The following is an 11,052-nucleotide window of genomic DNA, read 5'->3' on the forward strand; positions in this document are numbered from 1 at the left end:
CCCCACACCCGCACGGGCCGGCCCGGCGTCCCCGGGGACGCCGAGACCATGCGCGAGCACGACCCGGGGCTGGCCGCGCAGTGGCGTACGGCGCTGCGGGACGTGCTTGGTGACCTGCTCGCCGAGGGCGCGCGGGTGCGCGGTTTCGACCGCGCAGGTTGGTACATCGTGGACAGGCGGGAGTCGCTGTGAAGCTCATCGGGGTAGAGATTCGCACCATCCGGATGCCACTCGTGGCGCCCTTCCGTACGTCGTTCGGGACGGAGACCGTACGGGAGGCGCTGGTGCTGCGCGCCGTCACCGGCGAGGCCGAGGGGTGGGGCGAGTGCGGCGCGGGGATCGCGCCGCTGTACTCCTCGGAGTACACGCACGCCTCGGCCGACGTGCTGAGCCGCTACCTGATCCCGGCGCTGGCCGGGGTGGCCGACCTGGACGCGCACCGGGTCGCTCCGGTGCTGGCCGGGTTCAAGGGCCACCGGATGGCCAAGGCCGCGCTGGAGACGGCGGTGCTGGACACCGAGCTGCGCGCGGCCGGGGTCTCGTTCGGCCGGGCCCTCGGCGCAGTCCGCGAGAGCGTGCCGTGCGGGGTGTCCGTGGGGATCACCGGGTCGATCCCCGAACTGCTCGACACCGTGGCCGGCTACCTGGAGGCAGGCTACCTGCGGATCAAGTTGAAGATCGAGCCCGGCTGGGACGTCGAGCCGGTCCGCGCGGTGCGCGAGCGCTTCGGCGACATCCTGCTGCAGGTGGACGCCAACACCGCCTATGGGCGCGGCGACGCGCGGCACCTGGCAGGGCTCGACCCGTTCGGGCTGCTCCTGCTGGAGCAGCCGCTGGCGGAGGACGACCTGCTCGGGCACGCGGAGCTCGCCGGGCGGATCAGCACGCCGATCTGCCTCGACGAGTCGATCGTCTCGGCTCGCGCCGCCGCCGACGCCATCGCGATGGGCGCCTGCCAGGTGGTCAACATCAAGCCGGGCCGGGTGGGCGGATACCTGGAGGCCAGGCGGATCCACGACGTCTGCGCGGCGCACGGCGTGCCGGTGTGGTGCGGCGGCATGCTGGAGACGGGGCTGGGCCGCGCCGCCAACGTGGCGCTCGCCGCGCTGCCCGGGTTCACCCTGCCCGGCGACACCTCGGCGTCCAAGCGCTACTACCGGACGGACCTCACGCCGCCGTTCGTCCTGGAGGACGGGCACCTCGCGGTGCCGGCCGGCCCGGGGCTGGGCGTCGCCCCGATCCCCGAGGTCCTGGACGAGGTGACGGTCGCCACGGAGTGGGTTCCCCTCCCGTGAGACCGGTCCGGCCCGACGAACCGGATAGCATCCTTTCGTCATGCAGAACGAACGCCGACCCGCCCGCGCTGCGCTAGCTTCGGGCGCGTGCTTGTCCCCGTGACCAGCCTCCCGCGAGCCAGCCTCGCCCGCGTCCTGGAGGAACTCGGCTCTACCCTGCTCGACGTTGTCTGCGGCGACGTCGAGCAGGCCGGTGACGTCGGCGGCGTCGTCATCTACGACCCACTCGACGAGCCCGAGCTGCCGAGCCGCGCGCTGGTGTTCGGCGTCGGCCTGCACGACTCGGCCGACCTCGCCCGGGTGGTGACCCAGCTCGGCCGGCACGACGCCGTCGGCCTCGTGGTCCGTGCGCCGGTCGTGCCCGACGACGCTCTGGTCGCGGCGGCGCGCGAGGCGGGGGTGACGGTCCTGTCCTTTGCGCGCGGCGCGTCATGGACGCACCTGGCGGGGATGCTCCGGTCGCTGACCGCCGAGGGCGGCGGGCTGGACGACCGGGACGCGCACACGGTCGGCCGGATCAGGTCCGGCGACCTGTTCGCGGTCGCCAATGCCATCGCCGCGCTGCTCGACGCGCCCGTCACCATCGAGGACCGCAACTCGCGGCTGCTGGCCTTCTCCAGCCGGCAGGAGGAGGCCGACCACTCGCGTGTCCAGACGATCCTGGGCCGCCAGGTCCCGGGGCATTACACGCGCATCCTGGAGGAGCGCGGGGTGTTCCAGGCGATCTACCGCAGCGACCGGCCGGTCTACGTGGCGCCCCTTCCCGAGCCGGTCGACCCGTCGCTGCCACCGGAGCTGCCCCGGGCGGCGATCGCGGTGCGGGCCGGGGACGAGATCCTCGGCACGATCTGGGTGGTCGTCCCCGAACCGTTGGACGAGGAGCGCAGTGAGGCGCTGTACGAGGCGTCCAAGCTGGTCGCGATGCACATGGTGTGGCAGCGCGCCGACGCCGACATGGAGCGGCGGCTGCGGGCCGAGCTGCTGAGCACCGCCCTGGAGAGTGGGCCGGGGTCGCTGGAGGCGGTCCGCCGCCTCGGGCTGAAGGACGAGCCCGCGGTCGTCCTCGCGCTGACCGTCGTCGGCTCGGCGGCCGAGCACCCGCTGCCCGCCCAGCTGGCCACCGAGCGCAAGCGGCTGGCCGACGCCTTCGCCATGCACCTGTCCGCAGCGCACCCGCGGGCCGCCGCGGCGCTCATCGGCGACGTCGCCTTCGGCGTGCTGCCCCTGCCGCAGAACCGGGAGCAGAACCGCGAGGACGCCGAGGAGCGCGTGGTGGGGATCGCCACCGAGTTCCTGGCCCGCGTCGGCTCGCGGCTGCGCCCGCTGATCGGGGTCGGGCCGCTCGCCGCTGACAGCTCGGCGCTCGCCCGGTCGCGGTCGGGGGCCGAGCGCGCCCTGCGCGTGCTGCGCTCGGGGTTCGGCGGGCAGCAGGTGGCCCGCCTGGACGACGTGCACGTCGAGGCACTGCTGATCGAGCTCGCCGACCTCGTCCCGCGCGGCGACGTCCCCAGCGGAGCCGTCGCCCGCATCGTCGCCTACGACAGGGAGCACCAGAGCAGCCTGATCGAGACGCTCCGGGCCTGGCTCGACGCCTTCGGCGACGTCGCGGTGGCCTCGGCCGCGATGTACGTGCACCCCAACACCTTCCGCTACCGGCTGCGCCGCGCCGCCGAGGTCGGCCGGCTCGACCTCGGCGACCCGGGCGCGCGGCTGTCGGCCATGTTGCAGCTGCGCCTGATGTCGATCAGGTCGGCCCCGGACGGCTGACGCCCGGCAGGCCGAGCGTGCCGATCAGGAACGCCAGCCACTCGGCGTCCTGCGCGACGGCGACGTCGCGGGCGGTCGCCGCGCCGTGGCCGGCGTCTTCGAAGACGTGCAGCAGGATCGGCGCCTCCCCCCGCTGCGCGGCCTGCAGGCGAGCGGCGAACTTGCGCGCGTGCCAGGGCCGGCACCGTGGGTCGGCCGCCCCGGCCTGCAGGTAGACCGCCGGGAAGACGCCGGGCTCGACCAGCTGGTACGGCGAGAGCCCGAGGAGCCGCCGCACCTCGGCGGGGTCGTCCGGGTCCCCCCACGCCTTGCGGATGACGAAGTCGAGGTAGGGGTCGCGGATGCCGCCGATGAGGTCGAGCAGCGGGGCCCTCGGCAGGACCGCACGCCACAGCTCGGGCCGCCGGGTGACGGCGATCCCGCACATGAGGCCGCCGTCGGAGCCGCCGGTCAGCGCGAGCCGGTCGGGGCTGGTCAGGCCGGTGGCGATGAGGTGCTCGGCGACCGCGACGAGGTCGGCGTCGCGCACGTGCTTGCGCTCCCGGTGCGCGGCCAGGTACCAGTCGCGGCCGAACTCGCCGCCGCCGCGCAGGTACGCCTGGACCAGCACGCCTCCGGCGGCGACGAAGGCGGCCAGGTCGGGCTGGTACTGCGGCAGCAGCGGCACGTTGGCCGCGCCGTACGCGGAGATCAGCACCGGCGCCGGATCACCGCCGGCGCCGCGCACCACGTGGTACGGCACGGCGACGCCGTCCGGCGCGAGGGCCTCGCCCTCCTCCAGCACGGCGTCGAGGACGATCGCGGGGGGCGTCAACGTCTCCGGTTCCGTCTCACCGGGCCGGTGCCGGTAGACGCCCCAGGAGCTGGTGAGGGTGGAGAAGGCGAAGACGAAGTCGGCCGCGGGCGTGCCGGTGGCCAGGGCGGTCAGCGGGAAGAAGGGCGCGGCGAGCGCGCCCCGGCCGGGGAGGGGGACCTCACCGGTGACGGCTCCCGAGCGGTCGAGGATGCGCACCCTGGCGAAGGTCCGGTCGAACTCGCTGAGGTAGAGGTGCTCTCCGACCGGGGTGAGAGAGCGCAGCACCGTGTCCCCCTCCGGGACGAGCTCGGTCCACCCGGCGGGGTCGCTGGGGGCGGCCGCGTCGAGCGGGATGGCGACGACCCTGCCGCGCGGGGCGTCGACGTCGGTCACCGCGATGTAGCGGTCGCCCACGACGTGCCCGGCGACCGTCCCCGTGCACCCGGTGACGAAGGGCCGCCAGGCCGTATCGGGGTCGGACAGGTCGCGCACCGCGACCGGGACGGGGCTGCCCACCCGGTGGGCGGCGACGGCCCAGCGGCTCCCGGTCGACATCTGGACGAGCGTGTACTCGCGGGAGCCCTCGCCGACCGGGATCGGCTCCGGTTCGGTCCCGCCGCCGAGCCGGTGGAGGAAGACCGCCTGCCGGAACTCCTCCGGCGTGCCCGTGAGCGCGAAGAAGTAGAAGCCCGTGCTGTCCGGCAGCCACGAGACGCCGCCCGCCCACGCGCTGTGCAATACCTGCTCGGGCGCGCCGTCGAGCTGCCGTCCGGAGGCGACGTCGACGAGCCGGATGGTGTTGTGCTCGCTGCCGTCGGTGCACAGGCCGAGCGCCAGGACCCGGCCGTCGGGCGCGGGCGCCAGCCAGGACACGACCGGCGGGTGCTCGCCCTCGCCGGATCCGGCCAGGGCGACGACCTTCCGCCCGTCTCCGAAGGGCTTGTCGGCGACGACCACCACGGGCGCCGAGCCCCCGGGCGGGGTCACGACGCGGAACCAGCGGCCAGAGGCGTACTTCGGCAGGGTTGGGCGGGAGCCGGTGTCGCAGGCGCGGATCAGGTCGCGGACGGCCTCCGGATCCTGGCCGGCGTAGACGGCGGCGGTGGCGAGCTCGGCCTGCCGCCGCTGCCACTGCCGCACCTCCTGCGTCTCCTTCTCCAGCCAGCGGTAGGGGTCGGGCACGCGCACGCCGGCGACGTCCTCGAAGACCTCGACGGTGCGGGCGGGCGGGTAGGCAGCGGTCACGGTGACTCCGGATCTTCTGGGGACTGGGCTCCGGCCTCGAACTCCGCACGGAGCCGCTCGAACGCGCCGGGGACCCGGGTCACCCGGCGGACGTGGATGAGCGCGTCGTAAGCGGCAGGGAAGTCGTCGACGGGGTCGAGGCCGCCGGCGGCCAGCGTGCCGTCCACCCCGTCGAACAGCCCGGCCGGCGCGTGGCGCAGGTCGACAGCGGCGACGGGCCGGCCGAGGCGCTCGAGCCGCGACTCGATGGCGTTCGGCGGCAGGGTGCGCTGGTGGAGGGAGACATCGCAGTCGAACGGGCGCGGCGAGCGCTGCGTGAAGCGCACCTCAGGGCCGGAGCCGTACGTCATCCCGATGACGACGGGACCCTCGCCGAGCAGGCCGCCCAGCATCAGCCGGCCGTGCAGCGGCGTGCGCCGGACATGCGCGTTGTGCGCGCTCACGACGATCCGCTCCTCGCGTTCCAGAATCCAGCGCACGGTGTCGGCCATGAACACCTCGCGCGGGTACGGCCCGGCCTGCAGCGCGTCCAGCTCGGCGAGGAAGGCCCCGATCGAGGCCCCGCACCGGTGCACGACCCCGTCGTCGTGCGCCGCCGTACGCTCCACCAGGTCGCGGAGGCCGTCGAGCAGGCGGGACCGCTCGGCGGCGGGCATGGCCCGGTAGCGGATCGCCGCCTCGGTCCGGCCGCCCAGGTCGCTGAGGCGACGGAGTTCCTCGTCGCCGGGGAGCTCCGGCAGCCGGTCGAGGCAAGCGCGCACGGCCGGTCCGGGCGAGGTGGAGGAGCCGGGCAGGTCCATGCCGTAGAAGCTGACCTTCGCCGGGTTCGCGGCGTTCCACTCGCGCATCCATGTCAGCTGCCGCCACATCGGCTCGCACTCGCCGAACCGGTAGGTGATGCCGTCGCGGGCGACCGTCTCGACCTCGCCGGGCCCGCCGTGGATCCACGCGTCGACGGCCAGCCCCTCGGCGAAGCCCGACTCCATCACGAAGGCGGTGAACCCGTGCTCCTCGACGAGCAGGCGGAGCAGCTCGTCCTTGAGCTCGTAGAACTCCGTGATGTTGTGCGCGCCCTCGCCGAGGGCCACCACCCTGGCGTCACCGGCCAGGTCTCGCGCTAGCTGTGGAAGTACCATAGTTCCGGCGTGTACAGGAAGCTGATCAGGGCGTTGAACGACGACTGCGGGCCCGACAGGGTGTTCTTCCACACCACCAGCGTGTGCGGGGTCGGGAGGAAGAGCACCGGCAGGTCCTGGGCGAGGCTGGTCACCTCGGCCGAAAGCGACTTCTCGTCCGCCCCGAAGGTCGAGGCGCCGATCAGCTTGTCCACCGCGGCGTTCTTGTAGCTGCCAAGATTGAAGCTGCCCTCGGTGTTGAACACCGTGTTGCTGCTCGGGTAGCCGGCCGCCAGGTAGAGGGGGCCGTAGTCCTGCATCGCCCACTCGTTCTTGGTGGCGGGGGCGAAGGTGTTGCCGTAGTTGGCGTACATGTAGTTGAGCGACTTGGTCACGATCTTGACGTCGATGCCGAGTTTCTTGGCCGCTGAGGCGAAGGCGACGTCACGCGCGCCGACGAAGGCCGGGGAGCTGGCGGAGGCCAGGGTGAAGCTGATCGTCTGCCCCTGCGGGATGTCCGCGCCGCACTGGCCGGGCCCGGTGCCGGGACGCTCGCAGGTGGTGGAGCCGTTCGGCGCCACCTTCCAGCCGTTGTCGGTGAGCAGCTTCTCGGCGGCGGCCGGGTCGTAGGGGTAGGGCGGCTGGTCGCCGAAGGCGGGCGGGTAGGGGGATCCGGTGCCCGCGGTGCTGTAGTTCGGGGAGCCGGCGCCGTTGTAGATGCCGCGGCTGGCGATGTAGCCCTGCTGGTCGATCAGCCGCTGCAGGGCCTGGCGGACGTACGGCTGCGTGATCACCTTGTCGAAGTTGTTGACGGTGTTCGCGAAGTTGATGACGAGCGAGTCGAACCGGGCGGGGGCGGGCGCGCCGTACACGTTGTAGCCCTTGGCCTTCAGCTCGCCGATCTGGGTGGCGAAGCTGGAGTCCAGCGTGCCGACGGTCAGGTTGCCGGCCTTGAACTGGTTGAGCACGGCGGCGGCGGAGGTGAAGGCCTTGAAGTCGATCTGGTCGAGCCGCGACGCCCCCGGTCCGCTGTAGGACTCGTTGCGCGCCAGGGAGAACGAGCCGGTCGTCGGGTCGAAGCTCTTGAGCCGGTAGGGGCCGTTGACGACCTGCCAGAGCGGGTTGCCGGCGAAGGTGGCCTGCGACTCCGACTCCTTGGTGAGGTACTTGTAGATCGCCTTGGCGTTCTTCGGCTGTTTGTAGTCGAGGTGCGGGCCGCCGGTTGCGGCGATGTTCCACTCGGTGGAGGGCAGCACGTACAGCAGCGTCAGCATGGACAGCAGGTAAGACGGGTTGTACGTGGTCTCCAGCTTGAGGGTGAGCGTGTCGGGCGCGGCGGCCTCGGCGCTCACGCCGTCGGGGAACTGGCCGGGGGTGTAGAAGCTCCAGTTGGCCGGGCTCTCCGTGAGCGCGGCTTTGAGCAGGGCCAGGGAGAAGACGACGTCATCGGCCGTGACCGGCTTGCCGTTGGACCACTTGTAGTCCTTCATCTTGATGGTCACGGTGTCGCGGTCGGGGTTGTAGACGGGCGGCTCGGCCAGGCTCAGCTCGGCGTCCGCGACCTGGTCGCCCTCGCCGCTGGGCCGGTAGAGGGAGCGCCACAGCTGGCCGCGGGCGATGACGGTGCCGTTGGCCGCCGCCGGCGGGTAGGGGTAGATGTAGTTGGGGCTGAGCCCGGGGGTCAGTGCGACCGTGGCGGTCCCGCCCTCCTTGGGGGCGCCGCTCTGCGTGGGCATGGCGGTGTAGCTGTCGGCGATGTCCTTCGTCGTTCCCCCGCCGCCGCTGCACGCCGTGGCCAGCACGGCGACGGCGGCGACGAGTGCCACGCAGAGGCGGCCTCGGTGCTTCATTGATGGCTCCCTGAAGAAGTGTGCGGAGTGCGTTGACGATGCACCAGCGGCGTCGGCCCGTGTTCGGCGATGCGGACAACTCCGCGCGCCCGCCACCGTCCTGGTGAACAGGTCATCAGTCGGCCCGCCGCCCGACCGCGTCGCGGAGCGCGTCGGCGAGCAGGTTGAGCGCGAGCACGGTGAGGATGATGCAGCCGCCGACCGGGTAGATCAGCCACCAGTAGTCGGCGGAGATGTAGGTGACGCCGCTGGCCAGCTGGCTACCCCAGTCGGCGGTGGGGTAGGTCAGGCCGAAGCCCAGGAAGCCCAGGGCGGCGACGACCAGGACGGCGTCGGCGACCTGGAAGGTGATGTTGACGATGATGACGCCGAGCGCGTTCGGGATCAGGTGGGTGAGGATGGTCCGCCTGCGGGAAGCGCCCATCAGCTTGGCGGCCAGCACGAACTCCCTCACCCGTAGGGTCAGCACCTCGCCGCGCACCAACCGGGCGGAGACGAGCCAGGAGAACCCGCCGATCACGAGGCTCAGCGACAGCGCGTCGGCGTGGAAGCGGGCCGACAGGATCAACACGAAGAACAGGAACGGGATCGACAACATGACGTCGACCAGCCGCATCATGAACCCGTCGACCACGCCCCCGGCCAGCCCGGCCACGGCCCCATAGACGGTGCCGATCGTGGTGGCGAAGAGCGCGGCCAGCATCCCGATCTGCAGCGACACCTGGCCGCCGGACATCAGTCGGCCGAGCACGTCGAAGCCGTTGGTGTCGGTCCCGAGCGGGTAGCCGGGGCCGGGCGGCAGGGCCGCGTTGACCAGGTCCACGTCGGTCTGGTTGGTCTGGTAGAACAACGGCCCGAGGAAGCAGAACCCGGCGATGAGCAGCAGGAGCAGCCCGCCTGCCAGGCCGAGCGGATGCCGGCGCAGCCCACGCAGGACCGACCGGATCGAGACCGGGTTCCTCTCCGCCGACGTCTCGGCCCCGGGGGATGGTGCGGCGCTCACGTCTGGTGCGGTCATTTGCTCAGCTCGATTCGGCGGTCGGCGGCCGCCACCACGACGTCGGCGATGAAGTTGCCGGCCACGGTCAGCACGCCGCCGATGAGGGTGTAGGCCAGGAGCACCGGGTAGTCCTCGCGCTGCAGGCTGTTGAGGAACAGCAGCCCCAGGCCGGGGTAGTTGAAGAGAGACTCGACGATCAGGTTGCCCGCCAGCAGCGTGGGGACGAGCGTGCCGACCAGCATGACCAGCGGCAGGCAGGCGTTGCGCAGCAGGTGGCGGGTGAGGATCAGCCGCTCCGGCAGGCCCTTGGCGCGCGCGACCCGGACGTAGTCCTGGCCGAGCTGGTCGAGGGCGGCGGAGCGCTGGTACTGCGCGAAGACCGCGACGCTGGTGACGGCGAGCGTGATGACCGGCAGCGCCATCGCCCGCGGATCGGTGAAGACCACCCACGGCGAGTGCGACTGCGACGCCTCCGCCGGGAAGATCGGGATCGTCTGGCTGAAGACGGCGATCAGCAGCAGCCCGACCAGGAACGACGGCGTCGCGTAGAGCACGTACGACGCCGCGGTGGCGACCCGGTCGACGACGCTGTTGCGCCGGACCGCCTGCAGAATGCCGAGCGGGACCGCGATCAGCAGCGCCAGCACCAGCCCGGCCAGCGACACCATCGCGCTGCGGCCGGCGTTCCGCGCCAGCAGCGTGCCCACGTTCTCGTTCAGTTTGTACGACCGGCCCAGGTCGCCCTGGAGCAGTTGACCGAGGTAGCTGATGTACTGCACAACGACCGGACGGTCGAAGCCGTGCTCCCGGTTGAAGTCCGACACGGCCTCCGGCGAGGCGCGCTGCCCGAGGACGACGCGTCCCGGGCTGTCCGACACCAGGTGCAGCATGAGGAAGACGACCGCCGAGATCCCGAGCAGGACGAGGAGCGAGACCGCCAGGCGGCGGAGCACGTACCAGGTCATGAGCGCGGCTCCTCTCGGCGCAGTGGGTGGTGGCAGGCGACGTGGTGGGTGCCGGTGACCGGCGTCAAGGGGGGCTCCTTCTGGGCGCACAACTCGGTCGCCAGGGCGCACCGGGTGCGGAACCGGCAGCCGCTCGGCGGGTCTATGGGGCTTGGCAGCTCGCCGCGCACCCTCGCGGCCGCCGGGGCGCGCGGCGCCTCGGGGTCGGCGTCCAGGATCGCCGCCAGCAGCCCCGCGGTGTAGGGGTGCGCGGCTGAGCCGTACACCTCCTCGGTGGTGCCGGTCTCGACCAGCTTGCCCAGGTACATGACGCCGACGCGGTCGGCGAGGTACCGCACCACCGCGAGGTCGTGCGAAATCACCACGCTGCTGAGCCCGCGTTCGAGCTGGATGCGGCGCATCAGGTTGAGGACCTGCGAGCGGATGGAGACGTCAAGGGCGCTGACCGGCTCGTCGGCGACCAGCACCTTCGGGTCCAGGGCGAGCGCGCGGGCCAGGCCCACCCGCTGCCGCTGCCCACCGGACAGCTCGTAGGGGTAGCGCTCCAGCACGCTCGCCGGCAGGCCCACGTCCCGCAGCAGCTCACGGGCGCGGGCGGTGCGCTGGGCGCGGGTGCCAACCCCCTGGATGGCCAGGGGTTCGCGCAGGATCGCGCCGATGCGCATGCAGGGGTCGAGGGAGGCGTTGGAGTCCTGGAACATCATCTGCAATTGGGTACGGCGGGGCCCCAGCGCGCGGGCGCTTATCCGGGCGACGGGCTCGCCGTCGAAGATCACCTCGCCGGAGGTGGGCCGGTCGAGAGCGACGAGCATGCGGCCCAGGGAGGACTTGCCGCAGCCCGACTCGCCGACGAGCCCGAAAGTCTCTCCCGCCGCCACCTCGAAGCTCACACCCGAGACCGCCTTGACGGTGCGGCGGCGGCCGAACAGGCCCGCGCTGCCCGCCGGGAGCCGGAGTACGGTCACCTGGTTCATCCGGGCGTCGGCCGGGTTGAGGCCGAGCAACGTGGTGACCTTGGC

The 11,052-nt window shown here is 72.5% G+C and carries 8 protein-coding genes and 1 pseudogene; 3 read left to right on the top strand and 6 right to left on the bottom strand.

All coding sequences use genetic code 11. The features are described from left to right. The 3 genes and pseudogenes from ABZ297_RS44440 to ABZ297_RS44450 all read left to right on the top strand — a co-directional run. Positions 1 to 192: pseudogene (locus tag ABZ297_RS44440) on the top strand (hypothetical protein); the annotation flags it as partial. Beyond that, positions 189 to 1,295, top strand: coding sequence for an o-succinylbenzoate synthase (menC, locus tag ABZ297_RS44445; protein WP_355359837.1), 1,107 nt, complete (start codon positions 189 to 191; stop codon positions 1,293 to 1,295). The pseudogene ABZ297_RS44440 and the gene menC, both read left to right, overlap by 4 nt. An 87-nt stretch (positions 1,296 to 1,382) precedes the next feature. Next, positions 1,383 to 3,062, top strand: a complete 1,680-nt coding sequence (locus tag ABZ297_RS44450) for a helix-turn-helix domain-containing protein (RefSeq protein ID WP_355359840.1) — start codon at positions 1,383 to 1,385, stop codon at positions 3,060 to 3,062. Here ABZ297_RS44450 and ABZ297_RS44455 read toward each other — a convergent pair. From ABZ297_RS44455 to ABZ297_RS44480, 6 genes are all read right to left on the bottom strand, one after another. Next, positions 3,040 to 5,103 carry a prolyl oligopeptidase family serine peptidase gene (locus ABZ297_RS44455; protein WP_355359843.1) on the bottom strand — a complete coding sequence of 688 codons (2,064 nt, stop codon included), beginning with the start codon at positions 5,101 to 5,103 and terminating at the stop codon, positions 3,040 to 3,042. The genes ABZ297_RS44450 and ABZ297_RS44455 overlap by 23 nt on opposite strands. Continuing rightward, positions 5,100 to 6,239 (bottom strand): erythromycin esterase family protein, encoded by a 1,140-nt coding sequence (locus ABZ297_RS44460; RefSeq protein WP_355359846.1) that lies wholly within the window; start codon positions 6,237 to 6,239, stop codon positions 5,100 to 5,102. The genes ABZ297_RS44455 and ABZ297_RS44460 overlap by 4 nt, the downstream gene beginning before the upstream one ends. Continuing rightward, complete coding sequence (locus tag ABZ297_RS44465) at positions 6,221 to 8,068, bottom strand: ABC transporter substrate-binding protein (RefSeq protein ID WP_355359849.1); 1,848 nt, start codon at positions 8,066 to 8,068, stop codon at positions 6,221 to 6,223. Before ABZ297_RS44465 ends, ABZ297_RS44460 begins: the two co-directional genes overlap by 19 nt. Positions 8,069 to 8,183: 115 nt before the next feature. After that, positions 8,184 to 9,086, bottom strand: coding sequence for an ABC transporter permease (locus ABZ297_RS44470; protein ID WP_355359852.1), 903 nt, complete (start codon positions 9,084 to 9,086; stop codon positions 8,184 to 8,186). After that, positions 9,083 to 10,033, bottom strand: coding sequence for an ABC transporter permease (locus ABZ297_RS44475; protein ID WP_355359855.1), 951 nt, complete (start codon positions 10,031 to 10,033; stop codon positions 9,083 to 9,085). Before ABZ297_RS44475 ends, ABZ297_RS44470 begins: the two co-directional genes overlap by 4 nt. After that, positions 10,030 to 11,007 (bottom strand): oligopeptide/dipeptide ABC transporter ATP-binding protein, encoded by a 978-nt coding sequence (locus tag ABZ297_RS44480; RefSeq protein ID WP_355359858.1) that lies wholly within the window; start codon positions 11,005 to 11,007, stop codon positions 10,030 to 10,032. The genes ABZ297_RS44475 and ABZ297_RS44480 overlap by 4 nt, the downstream gene beginning before the upstream one ends. Positions 11,008 to 11,052: the final 45 nt, after the last annotated feature.

The organism is Nonomuraea sp. NPDC005983 (assembly GCF_040614375.1).
GTDB lineage: Bacteria > Actinomycetota > Actinomycetes > Streptosporangiales > Streptosporangiaceae > Nonomuraea.

What these genes read in the sequence shown, in the direction of transcription:
- ABZ297_RS44460 (WP_355359846.1), bottom strand. Translation starts at nt 6,239, where the DNA reads ATGGTACTTCCACAGCTAGCGCGAGACCTGGCCGGTGACGCCAGGGTG.
- ABZ297_RS44465 (WP_355359849.1), bottom strand. Translation starts at nt 8,068, where the DNA reads ATGAAGCACCGAGGCCGCCTCTGCGTGGCACTCGTCGCCGCCGTCGCC.
- ABZ297_RS44470 (WP_355359852.1), bottom strand. Translation starts at nt 9,086, where the DNA reads ATGACCGCACCAGACGTGAGCGCCGCACCATCCCCCGGGGCCGAGACG.
- ABZ297_RS44475 (WP_355359855.1), bottom strand. Translation starts at nt 10,033, where the DNA reads ATGACCTGGTACGTGCTCCGCCGCCTGGCGGTCTCGCTCCTCGTCCTG.
- ABZ297_RS44480 (WP_355359858.1), bottom strand. Translation starts at nt 11,007, where the DNA reads ATGAACCAGGTGACCGTACTCCGGCTCCCGGCGGGCAGCGCGGGCCTG.